The sequence below is a fragment of the Klebsiella sp. JN_Kp127 genome, assembly GCF_040062505.1.
GTDB lineage: Bacteria > Pseudomonadota > Gammaproteobacteria > Enterobacterales > Enterobacteriaceae > Klebsiella > Klebsiella quasipneumoniae.
The window spans coordinates 247,012-261,012 of the sequence record NZ_JBEAHS010000053.1 but is presented as its reverse complement, the minus strand read 5'-3'; the positions used below and the strand labels follow the sequence as shown (position 1 = coordinate 261,012).

The 14,001-nt window shown below is 49.6% G+C and carries 22 protein-coding genes; 15 read left to right on the top strand and 7 right to left on the bottom strand.

Features of this window, described 5'->3' with window-relative positions; genetic code table 11:
* Positions 1 to 26: 26 nt before the first annotated feature.
* The 7 genes from ABLV04_RS23350 to ABLV04_RS23320 form a co-directional block, all read right to left on the bottom strand.
* A complete protein-coding gene (locus ABLV04_RS23350; RefSeq protein ID WP_020315090.1) occupies positions 27 to 1,154 on the bottom strand; it encodes a phage integrase Arm DNA-binding domain-containing protein in 1,128 nt (375 codons plus the stop codon).
* Positions 1,132 to 1,380, bottom strand: coding sequence for an excisionase (locus ABLV04_RS23345; protein ID WP_071599122.1), 249 nt, complete (start codon positions 1,378 to 1,380; stop codon positions 1,132 to 1,134). Before ABLV04_RS23345 ends, ABLV04_RS23350 begins: the two co-directional genes overlap by 23 nt.
* A 51-nt stretch (positions 1,381 to 1,431) precedes the next feature.
* A complete protein-coding gene (locus ABLV04_RS23340) occupies positions 1,432 to 3,570 on the bottom strand; it encodes a 3'-5' exoribonuclease (RefSeq protein ID WP_348816249.1) in 2,139 nt (712 codons plus the stop codon).
* 141 nt (positions 3,571 to 3,711) lie between these two features.
* Positions 3,712 to 4,056 carry an Rrf2 family transcriptional regulator gene (locus ABLV04_RS23335; RefSeq protein ID WP_014228879.1) on the bottom strand — a complete coding sequence of 115 codons (345 nt, stop codon included), beginning with the start codon at positions 4,054 to 4,056 and terminating at the stop codon, positions 3,712 to 3,714.
* 42 nt (positions 4,057 to 4,098) lie between these two features.
* Positions 4,099 to 4,293 (bottom strand): DUF1482 family protein, encoded by a 195-nt coding sequence (locus ABLV04_RS23330; RefSeq protein WP_023328115.1) that lies wholly within the window; start codon positions 4,291 to 4,293, stop codon positions 4,099 to 4,101.
* A 420-nt stretch (positions 4,294 to 4,713) separates the two neighbouring features.
* Complete coding sequence (locus ABLV04_RS23325) at positions 4,714 to 4,836, bottom strand: hypothetical protein (protein WP_016529975.1); 123 nt, start codon at positions 4,834 to 4,836, stop codon at positions 4,714 to 4,716.
* Between the two features lie 272 nt (positions 4,837 to 5,108).
* Entirely contained in the window at positions 5,109 to 5,453 is a 345-nt protein-coding gene (locus tag ABLV04_RS23320) for a transcriptional regulator (RefSeq protein ID WP_223168509.1), read from the bottom strand.
* Between the two features lie 180 nt (positions 5,454 to 5,633).
* Here ABLV04_RS23320 and ABLV04_RS23315 point away from each other — a divergent pair, with 180 nt between their 5' ends.
* From ABLV04_RS23315 to ABLV04_RS23245, 15 genes are all read left to right on the top strand, one after another.
* Complete coding sequence (locus tag ABLV04_RS23315) at positions 5,634 to 5,855, top strand: YdaS family helix-turn-helix protein (RefSeq protein WP_004147982.1); 222 nt, start codon at positions 5,634 to 5,636, stop codon at positions 5,853 to 5,855.
* Between the two features lie 2 nt (positions 5,856 to 5,857).
* Positions 5,858 to 6,412 carry a toxin YdaT family protein gene (locus ABLV04_RS23310; RefSeq protein WP_348816248.1) on the top strand — a complete coding sequence of 185 codons (555 nt, stop codon included), beginning with the start codon at positions 5,858 to 5,860 and terminating at the stop codon, positions 6,410 to 6,412.
* Between the two features lie 51 nt (positions 6,413 to 6,463).
* Positions 6,464 to 7,447, top strand: coding sequence for a DnaT-like ssDNA-binding domain-containing protein (locus ABLV04_RS23305; protein WP_348816247.1), 984 nt, complete (start codon positions 6,464 to 6,466; stop codon positions 7,445 to 7,447).
* Complete coding sequence (locus ABLV04_RS23300; protein ID WP_348816246.1) at positions 7,359 to 7,904, top strand: replication protein P; 546 nt, start codon at positions 7,359 to 7,361, stop codon at positions 7,902 to 7,904. The genes ABLV04_RS23305 and ABLV04_RS23300 overlap by 89 nt, the downstream gene beginning before the upstream one ends.
* 13 nt (positions 7,905 to 7,917) lie before the next feature.
* Positions 7,918 to 8,358 carry a hypothetical protein gene (locus ABLV04_RS23295; RefSeq protein ID WP_348816245.1) on the top strand — a complete coding sequence of 147 codons (441 nt, stop codon included), beginning with the start codon at positions 7,918 to 7,920 and terminating at the stop codon, positions 8,356 to 8,358.
* Between the two features lie 2 nt (positions 8,359 to 8,360).
* Positions 8,361 to 8,627: a DUF977 family protein gene (locus ABLV04_RS23290; protein WP_348816244.1), complete on the top strand. Its 267-nt coding sequence runs from the start codon at positions 8,361 to 8,363 to the stop codon at positions 8,625 to 8,627.
* Positions 8,624 to 8,905, top strand: coding sequence for a hypothetical protein (locus ABLV04_RS23285; protein ID WP_348816243.1), 282 nt, complete (start codon positions 8,624 to 8,626; stop codon positions 8,903 to 8,905). The genes ABLV04_RS23290 and ABLV04_RS23285 overlap by 4 nt, the downstream gene beginning before the upstream one ends.
* Positions 8,902 to 10,875 (top strand): DNA cytosine methyltransferase, encoded by a 1,974-nt coding sequence (locus ABLV04_RS23280; RefSeq protein ID WP_348816242.1) that lies wholly within the window; start codon positions 8,902 to 8,904, stop codon positions 10,873 to 10,875. Before ABLV04_RS23285 ends, ABLV04_RS23280 begins: the two co-directional genes overlap by 4 nt.
* A gap of 64 nt (positions 10,876 to 10,939) precedes the next feature.
* Positions 10,940 to 11,269: a hypothetical protein gene (locus ABLV04_RS23275; protein WP_348816241.1), complete on the top strand. Its 330-nt coding sequence runs from the start codon at positions 10,940 to 10,942 to the stop codon at positions 11,267 to 11,269.
* A gap of 152 nt (positions 11,270 to 11,421) precedes the next feature.
* Positions 11,422 to 11,655, top strand: a complete 234-nt coding sequence (locus ABLV04_RS23270) for a DinI family protein (RefSeq protein ID WP_348816240.1) — start codon at positions 11,422 to 11,424, stop codon at positions 11,653 to 11,655.
* 11 nt (positions 11,656 to 11,666) lie between these two features.
* The gene (locus ABLV04_RS23265; protein WP_077257741.1) at positions 11,667 to 11,957 is read left to right on the top strand and encodes a hypothetical protein; all 291 of its coding nucleotides are present in this window, start codon (positions 11,667 to 11,669) and stop codon (positions 11,955 to 11,957) included.
* Positions 11,958 to 11,997: 40 nt separating this feature from the next.
* On the top strand, positions 11,998 to 12,390 hold the full coding sequence (locus tag ABLV04_RS23260) for a hypothetical protein (RefSeq protein WP_016160645.1): 393 nt from the start codon (positions 11,998 to 12,000) through the stop codon (positions 12,388 to 12,390).
* A complete protein-coding gene (locus ABLV04_RS23255) occupies positions 12,387 to 12,590 on the top strand; it encodes a hypothetical protein (protein ID WP_012542183.1) in 204 nt (67 codons plus the stop codon). The genes ABLV04_RS23260 and ABLV04_RS23255 overlap by 4 nt, the downstream gene beginning before the upstream one ends.
* Positions 12,590 to 13,621 (top strand): DUF968 domain-containing protein, encoded by a 1,032-nt coding sequence (locus tag ABLV04_RS23250; protein WP_348816239.1) that lies wholly within the window; start codon positions 12,590 to 12,592, stop codon positions 13,619 to 13,621. The genes ABLV04_RS23255 and ABLV04_RS23250 overlap by 1 nt, the downstream gene beginning before the upstream one ends.
* Before the next feature lie 12 nt (positions 13,622 to 13,633).
* Positions 13,634 to 13,981: an antiterminator Q family protein gene (locus ABLV04_RS23245; protein WP_020315059.1), complete on the top strand. Its 348-nt coding sequence runs from the start codon at positions 13,634 to 13,636 to the stop codon at positions 13,979 to 13,981.
* Positions 13,982 to 14,001 lie beyond the last annotated feature (20 nt).

Genomic DNA, 14,001 nt, shown 5'->3' with positions numbered 1-14,001 from the left:
GCAAAATCCCTCTGCAAAACTGGTCATTATATGACCAGTTTTTTCCATTCTTTCCCGCGTGAATCATTGTATCGATCAGTCATTGTTTTACTGGTGTGTCCTAGCAAAATTTGAGTATCAATGCCTTGTTCACGATAAAGCCGTTCAGATAAAGATCTTTGTTCGTGAAAGCTCGGAGGCGTACCATTTTTTGACCAATCGTAATCTGCCTCATCTCTTGCCTTACTGAATGCCACTGTGAGTGTACCGGGTTTTACTTTGCCTCCTCTTTTTGCAGTCCCTTTTGCATGATGGTGATGCAACAAATACGGACTCAAAACTCTATCCCTACACAAAGAGATAACCTCTCCAAGACTCATACCTAACTGGTAGCATTTCAAATGTAGTGGAAGTGCTATCTTTGCCCCTGTTTTGCTTTGTTCGATAAGAAGATAGTTATCCTCAACATCCGAAAATTTCATATTGCATATGTCTGCAAGGCGCTGACCGGTTATGATGGCAAGAAGCATTCCACGCTGAAGAAAATAATTTTCCTTTTCTGCCGATGCATATATGATCTTCCACTCATCAAAGGTCAGACGCTGCCTGGAAATCTTCACATGAGGTTTTTTTGCTGCTTCTGCTGGATTAAAACCAACTGGTACGTCCCCGAGTTGCTGTGCCTCTTTAAAAACGTCTATGACAACTTTTCTGAATATTTGCCCCATTCTGTTATGCCCTTTTTCTTTGTACTCATCTAATATGTTGACAATGTCTTTAACGGTTATCTGATCAAGTGAACGTAATCCAAGATGTTCATCCAATACTTTAAGTGGTGAATTTTTTTGTTTTAATGTGTTGAGTTTAATTTCTCCGCGGCTATATCTTTCTTCTTGAATCTTTTTGTACCGAGTGATAAATGTTGTTACCGACGATGATCCCCCCATCCGCTCATGTACTTCGTTTTTTATTTTGAGGATATTTCTCATTTGTTGTTCTGCGAGTCGAGTGTTTGCTTCTATTGCAATCTCGGTAGCGATCTTTTCATCTGTACCTAATCCATGAAACTTACCTGTAACAGGGTGTTTATAACGCCAATATACTTTGTTCGTCCTTGAATCAAAGTACGGAGATAGCCCGGGAATATTGACGTTATGTTTGCGTGGTCTGCCCATCTTCAAGAATTCTCCTAAGTAACGGGTGATCTTGTTTTTTCATCACTGGTTTCGTTGCCATCCCGACAAAGCGGGCTGTAATTTCTACCCGCCAACTTTTCCCGACTTTTTGAGGTGGAGGGGAAATCATTCCATTCTTAGCATATTTATTTAAGGTTGATGGGCCCGGAATAGGATCCCCAAACTCATGTTCAGCCCATACAGACAGAAGAACTAATCGCGACATATTTCCTCCTAATAATGGCCCAATACAGGGCCATTTGCTGAATTTGTAAAATCAGTTTTGAGTTAGTTTCTGCAGCACTTGATTTCCTTCGATGAGGCGCTGCCAGATTGCAGAAACATACCGGGCCTGGTGAATAGCATCGGCAAGTGCGTTGTGTCGTTCGCCCTCAAACGGGATTGCTTTTTGGGGTTCGTAGTTTATGGCATGGCCGAGTTCTACCATTGTTCGAACGTCCCGATCGTTCCAGTATTCCCACGGATAATCTTCAGCAATGCAATCGTAAGAAGAACGCAGAATAGAGTTGTCGAATGACGCACCGTTACCCCATACCTGCGCCTTTTTGCTCCCACCAGCGACATTATCAGAAACAAATTCTCTGAACTGGAGTAATGCATCCAGCAACGGGATAGCATCATCATTTACGATCGCAGAGCGTGCTTCGGAGGACTGCTTAAGCCACCAGATAACAGTAGAGGGATCGATTACGGCGCCCCAGTTCACAGAGGATTCAAGGCATACGACTTTATAGAAACTTTCTCCAATAGAGCCGGTTGCCGGGTCAAAAACAACCGCACCAATAGCGACGATAGGGGCGTTATGTTTTTTACCCATGGTTTCCAGATCAACCATAACGTGAACATAATCAATTGGCTGGTCTTCCTCGTTATTATGATGACCGGATTCAATATCTACAGCATCCATTTGATGAACAACTTCATCTGTTTTTTCTTTTTGGTTAACCTTGCCCGTAACGTCAACAAGACCGTCAATGGAAAATACTCCGTCCCCAATTTTTGAAACTTCAGGTTGCCTGGTCTTGGTAAGGTCTTCGGTTACCCACTTCGGATCCGTAGGGTCGCTAATCCCTTCAACATATTCGCCGCGCTCGGAGGCCAGAACCTGATTAGCGTCTGGACGTTGCTTTTGAGCCTCTTTTACCAGTTCGGTACCAACTGCTTTAAAGTCGGAGGAGAGTGTTTCCAGTTTTGCGCTGCTATCCTCTCCGGCGATTGCTTGGTTTATTGCATCCAGAGTGACTGCTGCAGATGGAATATGCCCCGCCTTGGCAAGCGTTTCAGCGCTCGGGGTATCATGCTTATGTTCAGTCAGATTCGCGTTGATGTAGCCACGCAACCGATCTGGAAAAGGAGTTATTCCACTGGATGCTTCCCTGATTAGTGCAAAAATCGCTGCACGGGAATAATCAAGGATGCCTGGTGTGCTCCGTAATGCTGCAGACCATTCTTTAAATGGACTTTCTTTCTTCTGTACTATTTCCTTCGCGCGGCGGTGGACTGATGCCGGAAAATTATAGATATCAAAATCCATAGGCATCGTCGCAAGGGCGATCTCTATATCCAGAGTATCCAGCGAATGCTGATAATCCGGATTGCGGTCAGTTTTGTTACCGCCGCCAGCATTGGCGCCGGCATCGGTTTTGTTTATTGAGGTGATATAGTTTCCAGCAGCCCATTCCTTTGTAAGGATCCCGCGGTCAATGTGCGACGTTTCAAGCCACAATTTGGCGAACTGAATTTGCTTGCCGAGCTCATGGCGTTTCCCCACAGGAAATACGCTCTTAAATGCACTGGTAAATTTCCACAGGCCAGGCATATCATATTTTTTAAGCTCCGGAATGTTTTCTGCCGTCAGCAGCAGATTCTGCACACCGTGATTATCCGTATCCATTTCCATCGCTGAAAGGCGGTTACGATGAGGAATGCTAATGTGATACACGTGACGCTCGTCGGCCATATACTGGGCAAGCAGCTGCGTGCGGAATGACATTTCCGCCAGGTTGAAGAGTGCTTCTTCATTGTTCGAATAGTCCTCTTCATCGCTATTTGCAGGAGAGATATCGTTTTCTGGTTTACTGGAGGGCTGTGGTTCAGCAGCCGCCGGCGCAACGATTTTTTGCCATGTCAGCCCGTCTTCACCACCAAGCTCGTAGCGATCGCACCAGGTGTCATCCAGTACACCTTCTTCCGGTAAGTCATCAACGATGAGCCAATTGGTGCGGATCGGCAGCTGATGGCTGGCGCCGCGGCCAACGTTAATTTCAGCGTCTTCCAGGATGTCCAGGATTTTGCGCTCGGCGCGAGAATCGGATTTAGCAGAGAACCAGCAGAAGAGACTTTTCGCTTCGTTTGCTTTTGCCTTCGCTTTAATGAGATACGGGTAGTTGTTCATTGCGTTTGGGCTCCTTTGGATTGTAAGATACCCGGCAGCTGATGGCAGCCGCCCTGGTGGTGGTCATTGGTCAAAACTCGATTCCGGAAAGCTTTGGTCGGCTGACCGGGTACTTAACCCGCCTTGCGCGGGTTTTGTGCTTTATGGGGCTGGCGAATCGCCCCGCAGCAGCTGTGATACGCGAACGTCGTCAAGCGCTCGCAGGATAGGCTCAAAAGTTTTATGGGCTGGCAGTTTAGATACCGCAGTGATCACTTCTGTAACGGTGATGTCATCGCCACGGGGGCTATAACCACCACCTGGGCCACGCTGTGAAATTACCAGGTTACCCGCCCGCAGCTTTTTGAAGATCTGCTCAAGGTATGAAGTAGACAGCTTTGACTCTTTACTGATGGCCGTCAGTGAAACGGGCGAGCCGTCATAGAGCTTATTCAAAGTGGCGGCGGCCTGGACAGATGCCAGAACGCGTTTCATTCCAAATTCCATAATCACTTCTCCGGCCGTAACGGCCATTGGTCAAAACTCGATTCAAAAACTCACTGCAGGCTGTTGGTCGACAGCCATTTTTTGTGCATTTCGGTAGGGGAGGCACTGGCCCAGTACTTTTTGTTCATCGGCGTTGCTGTTGCAACTGGCCTCTGATGGATAAACACCGATCAGAACATCAGAGCATTCACCAGTGAGAGCACATACGCTGATGACAAGGGCAAACAGGGTATTCATGCCTCAGCCTCAGGGTTTCCTTTCTGCGCCAGTAAGTAACACAGCTGGCGTAGTCTCACCTCGAACCAGTTCAGGCGGGTCGCCTGGTTCCCGGTAGGTACTCGGGCAAAATCCTTCATAGTTATCTCCAGTTAACTCATTATTGGGATGTGGTTTTGCAATGCGGCGCCGGGTGCCTCCCGGTGACGGCAGCCAGTTAACAACTACCGCCGACAACTTTTTCCCCACAACGTGTGAATAACCGCCATGTTTACTTTTTTAACTGTGTCGCGTGCGCATAGCCGCATTCACCGCATTGCAAACCCTGGTTTTTTATTTTCACTACTTCGACGCGCTTCGTCGGTGGTGTCGTGACGCTGATCTTCACGATTGAGCTTTTTCACCCTGCAATTCACCACCACGAAGCGCGCAGGATTTCCATTACATTTCAGAAGAGGCGCAGTCTGCCGGCTTACCTGAAAGTGCCGCGGTAAACTCGCTGAAACTCAGTGCCTCTTCACCTTCAGAGAGGTTTTCAAAATAGTCTTCGTATGCTTTATCCATACTTATTTCCTTCCCTTAAGGCCGGGCAGCCGAACATTGAACCTGCTGCGATTGATATTGCTGTCATCTCATCCGGTGTTTCGTATGCCGCCGGCAGCTACTTCGTGGGCTTCCTGCCTCGATGACGTCATAGGACGGAGATAGTATTATCGATATAAACTACAGCTGTCAATTAAAACTGATGATTTAAATTTCAGAATTGGATGTGAGGTGGGGAGCAGGCACAAAAAAACCGCCCGAAGGCGGCGCTTATGAAGGGGGGGAAGGCTGTTCTAGTCTTTCTTTCGTTTCATTAAGTATTCGTTCATGAAAGCATCGAGTTCTTCCAGCCTTAACTGCATTAACCCGACGAATCGTTCTTGCTCCACCTGAGGAAGCTGATCGTAAATTTCTATGAGCTTTTTGGTCTCCGGGGTAAGGACATAGATATCTTCCGATCTTGGCGGCTGCAGCGTCTCTTCGTCTTCATCTGTCATGAAAAACCAATACAAAGGTTTTCCTGTTATATCAGGAAGTTGCTCAAGCATTTCTTTTCTGGGAAGGATTCCAGCCTGACACCAGCCATTCACTGATTGGGATGTCGCACCGATCCTCCGCCCCAGTTCTGATTGAGACATTCCTATCTCATCTAAGACTCGTTGCAGTCGAACACCAAAGTTCATCTTCATCCACCCAAACAAACACATGAGAAAGATTATACAGATTTTTTCTTCAGGCCTCATATCGAATGATTTGACACTATCGAAATAAACTGATTAAACTGTAATTCAAATTTACAGTTCTTAGTGGAGCAGCGCATGAAGCCATCACTTCAAAAAAAATTACTTGCCGTGTGTAGCCAATCGGAAATCGGACGGCGGCTTAATCGGCGAGCACAAACAGTAAATGGTTGGTTCAAACATAAAGTTCCTGGCGAGTTGGTTCTGAAAGTCAGTAAGGCATTGGAGTGGAAAGTTACTCCGCATGAACTCAGACCAGATCTCTACCCAAACCCAACGGATGGATTACCGAAGGAGTAAGCATGCAAACCATCTCTTTTAAAAATCATAACCCGGTAATGGGCCTGCAACTGAACTCAGAAAATCAGTTTTCCGGTCTACGCCGGGCTCGGATGAAGAGTAGAGCAATTTTTGCTGCCGTTCAGGAATGGGAGTCGACTTTACCTGGACGTGCACAGGACCACATCGCGCAGCTGGTGGATGATCAATGGAGAAAACAAAACGGTCGCGGAATAAACGTCAATAAACAGAATCTGTACCGCTACCTGAAAAACGAATCCGGATCAGAGAAGTACACCAGCTACGTCATACAGCTTTCAGGAGCGATCGCTGATGCGATGCCCATTGAGATTGCGCGCAAACACGGATTGAAACGTGGATTGACTGAAAGCGAGCTGGTGGCTCAAGCAATCAAAGAGTGTAGCGAAGCGCACCAGGCAAAATTGCTTGGTGCTCCGTTGCAGAAGTTAGAGCGTGAAATTCGGGAGGCAGCAATTGCACTTTTTAACATGCTTCCTGCAGATGCGGCGGGACCACTTCTGGCGAGCATCAGCGCCGTAGCGCCGCAGTTCTTCTAATCGAGTTTTGACAATGACCACCAGCACCAGCTGGCTAATAAGAGGTTTCAGATGGCCCGCATCAGAACAGTTAAACCTGAATTCTGGACAGATGAGAAGGTGGTGGAATGTTCAATTCCAGCGCGTCTCCTGTTTATCGGGTTGTTCAACTTCGCCAACGACATGGGATGCCTTGAGCGTTCGCCAAAACGGTTGAAGATGCAGATCTTCCCTGCGGATGCGCTCGATTGCGAACCACTAATACAGGAACTGATTACTCATGGATTACTCATTGAGTATTCAGTGAATGATGTCTGCTATTTACAGATTAAAGGTTTCCTTAAGCATCAAAAAATAAACAGGCCTTCAGCTTCAAAAATACCTCTTCCGCCAGAACTCACTGAGGATAAGGCAGGAGAGGAAGAAAAGAGAGTGACTAATCAAGGAGGGCTCAATGAGGACTCAGTGAATCATCAAGGAGGGCTCACTGACGGAAAAGGAAGGGAAGGGAAGGGAAAAGGATCAAACCCCACTCTCTATGCGCAGGAGAGAAATTTTCCCCAGCAACCTCAGTATCTGCCTGGAGTGGATATTCCGATAGGGAAATTCACCATGCACGACCTTTGGCTGCCGTCACAGGACTGGCCGCGGTTGGCTGCTACCTGGGGTATAGCGCTTCCCGAACCGGCATACCTGCCGACAGAGCTGGCAGAGTTCATCGCGTACTGGAAATCCGAGGGGAAAGTGTTCACTCAGATTCAATGGGAGCAGAAATTTGCCCGCAGCGTGATAAGTGCCAGAGCCAAATCTAAACCACAACCAGCAACCGGAGGTAAAGACCATGCAGGAATTCAACCAGTTAACACCGCATCCCGGGCAGTTCAGGAAATTCAGGCAGCCAGAGAACGCTGGGAAAAGCAAAACGGACTTGCTGGCGGCGGATACGGCATGGCGGCTATGGACAGTCATGGGGGAAATTTTTTCGAACCGGTGGACCCAGAAGAACGGGGCGGCGCCCTCGGATATGTGGATTGCCCAGATTGGATCGATGAGTGAAGCCCAGATTACTCAGGTCTGCAGTCAGTGCATGGAGCGCTGCGCCGCGGGTAACACATGGCCACCGGATCTGGCTGAATTCGTTGCGCTGGTTTCGGCGAGTGGAGCCAACCCATTCAACCTGACATCCGAAGCTGTGATGGCTGAATACAAGCGCTGGCGCAATGAGTCTTATCGCTTTTCGGGCAGCGACAGATATCCCTGGAAACAGGACGTGCTGTATCACATTTGCGTTGAGATGCTCAGAACGGGAGTTGAGCGAAACCTCACAGAGGGGGAACTAAAAAAACTGGCAGAAAAATTACTCACGAAGTGGACGAAGCACCTGGCTAATGGATTCTCGATCCCGCCGATTCGCCGTCAGCTTGAAGCGCCGCGACATCCGGCTGGGCCCACACCAGCACAGCTTCTGATGGAAGAGTACAAACGCCGCAAGGCGGCAGGTTTAACCAAGTAAACGAGTTTTGACCATGACCAAACAACTAAAAACCAAAGTAACTAAAGCACAGATGGTGCTTGCCATCGTTAGCAGGACGCCAGAATGCGTCCTGCAGGATGTCTGCGATGCGCTGGACTTGCAAGCCAGTACAGCAGGTAACTTGCTGCGGCAGCTCCATGCCGCGGGAAAACTCCATCGTACCCATAACGGCTGCCAGTATGTCTATCGAGTGGTTGCAGGCGTTGAGGTTCCCGATGTTGCCCTGCCGCAGGCTGCAACACCTTTATCTGAAGAGGATGTGAAAAAAGTCCAAAACGCACTGTCCCTGGCGAAGACGCTGGAAGACAAAAAGCTGTGGCGCCGGGCTGCGACTGTTTACACATCGATGCTTGGAATGACGACAACAGCAAACGAGCTCTGGTTGCTTGCCAGAATGCGCAACCGCTGCCTGCGCAACGCGGCGAGGTGCTGATTATGACTAAAAGAACCCAACTGCAGAAGGTGCGGGATGTTCGGAGGATTATTGATTTTGTCAAAGCACATGGGCGCATCACCACCGAACAGGTAGCTGAAAGTACTGGGCTTTCCATAAAAACCGCTCGGCTGGATATGCAGGTTGCGCAGAGAACCGGGGAGATCATCCGCCATGGTCGTCAGGGATTATTCCGTGACCTACGTGCAACAATCGATTTTGACCTTGCCAATTACGATAGCAGGAAAAATGCTGGGGGATCCCAATGAGCCAAACTGGCGGTGAGCTCGAAGCATCATTACTAAATTATGCCTGCAAACGGATCTTGGAATTGGAGAGCCATCTGCTGGTGGACGTGCCTGAAACTGTATGGCCGGCCGAAGTGACTATGGTCTTCTCTCAAATTAAAAACGCCGGACAACTTCCGGCGCATCACCAACGCCGACTGCAACACCATATCAACCGCATGTGGCTGGAAAAAATGCCTGTACCGTCAATTATCGTCGCGGCTGGGTCGCTGGCCTGCGCCATGGAGAAATATGCGTGAAAGATAGCGAAATCATCGTTGATAACTTTGCTGGTGGCGGTGGTGCCTCAACAGGCATCGAGCTGGCGATTGGGCGCAGTGTGGATATTGCGATTAACCATGACCCGAACGCAGTAGCGATGCATACAACTAATCACCCCGATACGCTGCATTACTGCGAGTCGGTTTATTCAGTACGCCCGAAAGTTGCGACCGCCGGTCGCAGGGTTGGTTTGGCTTGGTTCTCGCCGGACTGCCGCCACTTTTCAAAAGCGAAAGGGGCTAAGCCAGTAGAAAAGGCTATTCGCGGGCTGGCTTGGATTGTTCTGCGCTGGGGGCTGGATGTTGACCCTCGAGTGATGATGCTGGAGAACGTCGAAGAGTTTAAAACATGGGGGCCGCTGCTTGCGGCAGAAATGCGCCCGGATCCAGATCGCGTCGGCGAAACATTCCTGGCATTTGTCGGCATGCTGACAACAGGGATCCCCGCGAACCATCCTGCGCTGACCGAATGCTGCGAATTTCTGAATATTTCGCTGGATAGCGAGGATGCAGCACGGTTGGTAAAAGGTCTTGGATACATCGTTGAGTATCGCGAACTGCGCGCGTGCGATTATGGCGCGCCGACGATTAGAAAACGGTTCTTCATGGTCATGCGCCGGGACGGTAAGCCAATAGCCTGGCCGGAAGCCACCCACGGGGATCCGAAGTCTGCCGCCGTTCTGGCGTGCAAGTTGCGGCCGTGGCGTACAGCTGCGGAATGTATAGACTGGACAATCCCCGCGCCGAGTATCTTCGATCGCAAAAAGCCGCTGGCGGTCAATACACTGAAACGTATTGCCCGCGGCATTCAGCGCTTTGTTATCGAAAGCGCTTCGCCGTTCATCGTGAAGTGCAATCACACAACGACACGCGGGAAATATGACTGTTTCCGGGGACAGGCTCTGGGCGATCCGCTGCAGACGATTACGCAAACCCACGGCTACGCAATCGCGGTACCTCATCTTACAAAATTCCGCACCGGCGCCACCGGGCAGCCAGTTACCGATCCGGTACCGACAGTGACCGCCGGCACGTCCAGGCGCCCGGGCGGAAATGGTCATGCGCTGGGGATTGTTGAGGCGGGCCTTGTCCCGTTCCTCGCTGGCAACGGCGGCAGCGAATACCAGGCTAAACCGCGCCCGCTTGATAAACCTGCTCACACCATCCTGAAAGAGCCACATGCTTGTGTGGTCGCTCCAGTAATCGCCAGGCAGTTCGGCGCCAGTGTCGGCCATCGGGCTGATGAGCCAAGCTCTACGATTACCGCTGGAGGGGGAGGTAAATCTCAGCTTGTGGCGCCCACGCTGATTCAAGTCGGTTACGGGGAAAGACCCGGGCAGGCGCCCCGAGTACCTGGGTTGGAAAAACCATTAGGTACGGTAGTCGCCAGCGGCGGGAAACATGCTGTAATTGGTGCATTTCTGGCAAAACACTACGGAGGGAATTATACCGGCCCGGGTGTTTCTCTGGGCGAGCCAGCGCACTCAGTGACTACCGTCGATCATCACGCTCTTGTGACGTCGCACCTGGTAAAACTTCGCGGAACCTGCCGCGATGGCCAGCGCACTAATGAACCGATGCCGACAATCACTGCTGGAGGTCAGCATGTTGGAGAAGTTAGCGCGTTACTGGCGGCTAATGATTACGACGAGCGCCGGGCGGATCAGGTTAAAGAGTTCCTGAATTCATATGGCGTCAGCGAACTGGTAACGATTAAGGGCATTGTTTATCGCATCGTTGATATCGGGATGCGAATGCTGCAACCGCATGAGCTTTACCGCGCGCAGGGTTTCCCGAAGTGGTACATCATCGACCAGGATTACCGCGGGGTGAAATACGCCAAAGATAAGCAAGTCGCCCGCTGCGGCAACGCGGTGCCGCCGCAGTTTGCCGAGGCGCTGGTAAGAGCAAATTTGCCAGAGATGTGCCAGAAGTTCAAGGCTGCATAGTTGACTAAATCGCTCTCCGATAATACTGTATATAAATACAGCATTATCGCGTGAGGGTACTATTATGGGCTTTCCGTCACCAGCAAAAGATCATGCAGAACAAAGAATTATGGTAACTGACTTGTGCCATTTCGATGCAAACTGTAGGGTCATTGAAACGAGTACTGGCTATGCCGTAATTGACGTGTCACGTCGTGCAAGCCAGGGGGATCATGTACTTATAGCTTTCTCGGGGAATCTTCAGTTCGCCGCTGTTCGTGGGCGTTCGCTTATCACCTCCGATGGGGAAGCTTTAGAAGGTGAGGCTTTGGACGATGTACTGGTTGAAGGGGTGGTAACTTTCCTGATCAACCGCGCTTATCACCACGACGACGACCAAATCCCTGTAATTTAAACCTCAACCCGCCACGGCGGGTTTTGTCTTTTAAGGAGAAAAAATCAATCTAAACATGAGCATGTGTTAGCGAAAAGTGGCATTAAGAACTTGAACATTTTACCTAACAGGTATACTGTTTATTTATACAGTATTTGCGTGAGGAGCTAGTTATGAAAGTGGAAATCACAATTGATCGCCTAAAAAAATTGCCGGATGGCGCTGTGCCTGCTCTGGAGAAGGAGCTACTGCGGCGATTGGATCAAAACTTTAATAACTGCAGACTTGTGATTCGCCGGGCCAGCTCTGATGGATTAACCGTGCTTGGTGGAATGGACGGAGATAAAAAACGTATCGAAGAAATCCTTCAGGATACCTGGGAAAGCGCTGATGACTGGTTCTGTTAAGTTGAGGCCCAGTGGCTTACCTGGTTTATTTTGAGGATTTTGCTGTGGGTAAAAAACAAGAAATGCCGAACACCGGCTATGCAATTATCAGATGCGACGATGGTGTGATCGTTGCCCGTCTGACATCCTTTCCTGTATGTGAGCGCGCTTTGATGTACCGGCGCGGCGATACTGTTTCGTTTATGCCTCTGCAGCCGGATGAGATCGTGGGGACGCTCTCTCTTTTTTCACAAATGATTGAAAAGGCTAGGTCTGGAGTTGGTTACCAGGTTCCGCCTGGTTCTGTTACACTCCCGTCATAGGCCTGAACAACCTATACCTGCTGCGTCGCGGAGAGAAACCATGACGCAAACCCCCGAAGTATCAAAATCCCATCAGACTGGTGCTCCTTCATCGAGCGCCGGTTTGCTTTCGTCTTCAAAACTAACTTTTCGACAGCAGGAAGTTTTCGATCTGCTGGTGGCCTACATCAATCAGCATGGCTACCCACCAACGCTATCTGAGCTGGCCGATATGCTCGGCGTTAGCTCGTCTAATGCTGTCCTGTTGCATCTGCGTGCGTTAGAGAGAAAAAATTTTATAAAACTCTCTCGCCGTGTCTCCAGAGGAATTTCCATCGTCGGGCGAAAGGAGCCTATGCTCGCCGTGCAGCTGCTGCAGGAAATGATCGCTGAAGAACCCGGAGCGCGGGAAAGAGCGATTGAGTTTTTGCGACTGTTCGGTGATCAGCCATGAAGAAAAGTTGGTTTTTACACGAGCAGCTTTCAGAGGCTGAGGCTACAGAGCTGGTGGAGCGATACAGTAAAAATAACTGTGTGGTTGAGAAGAGCTTATCCAGAGACTTTGCATCGTGGGAGATCCGCGTGTTGTTGCCGGAATCGAAGAAGCCGCCACGGATTGACAGGACCTACATACAGAAGATGTGGAGGGACTGATGCGAGCTTTGCTTAACGTGGATATTGCACGCCATCTTGGAATTGTGCTGCTTAAGCCGGGTAGTGAATTAATGCCGTTATTCGGTGCCGGCCGAGTTCTTGTTGAAATGCCGCCGGCAAGCATGAAAAAGATACCCAGTGGACGTCTTCCTGATGCCCGGCAGCCGATGCGGGATGATATGGGGATCAGACCTTTTTTCATGAAGAAGGCAGTTATCACTGCAGCTGGTGGGGTTAGTGCCCTCGAGTCATGGTTGCGTAGGCAGGTTAAAAACTGTCAGTGGGCACATTCCGATTACCATCACCATGAGCTCGTCCCGTTTCGCCATTCGACGGGTGTAATAATCGCATGCTGGCACTGTGATAATGAGCTGAAAAACCAGACAGAACAAACCCTCGATCAACTGGTAGGTGTTAATAACGCTGACTGGGTAATCGACACTGTCCGCATCGCGCTTGGTCTGGACGCTCAGCGAGCATTGTCACTGGCGGAGTTATGCTGGTGGGCGGTAGGCGCCGGGATTGGCGATGAAATTACAGAAGAAATGGCGCGCCGATCCCTGCGTATTAAAGACGATGGCATTAAATCTGTTTACAGGGAGAGTGAGATCGTTCCGTCGGTACCGGCCACCAGCATTCTTTCTCCCCGTATCGAGAAAACAATCAGACCAACGGCAATAACAACGCCGGGCAAACCCCTGGTTCCTGTGAACGTAGATCCTGTTGCACCTGCGACACTATTCGCAAGACCTAAGCGGAGCCGATGGTTATCAGCTGACTTTATCTCATGGGTTAAAAAACAGCCTTGTATGTGCTGCGGGCAGCCTGCAGATGATGCACACCATCTTATTGGCTGGGGGCAGGGCGGCGTAGGCACCAAGGCCCACGATATTTTTACGATCCCATTATGCCGCAAGCACCACCGCGCTTTGCACCATGACCCTGTCGCTTTTGAGAGCGAACACGGCACCCAGCCGGTATTGATTATTAAATTGCTGGACCGGGCATACGCGCTCGGCGTTCTATCCTGAGGAGCTTTAAAAATGAAAGATATGTACGAAATCATGGACCGTTGGGGGGCTTGGGCGGCATCCGACAATAGTGGTGTTGACTGGCAATCAATTGCTGCTGGTTTTAAAGGTTTGTTGCCTCATGGAAAGAAGACTCGTCTTCAATGTGATGATGATGAAGGAATAATGATCGATGGATGTGTAGCAAGATTGCGGAAATATAAACAGGAAGAGTATGAGTTAATTATATCTCATTTTGTTATCGGTATCTCATTGCGAGGCATCGCTAAGAAGCGCAAATGTTCGGATGGGACTATAAGAAAGAATATGGAAACAGCGTTAGGGTTTATTGCTGGAGTACTAGCTATATTGAATGATTAAAAACCATTGGAGGTTACCCC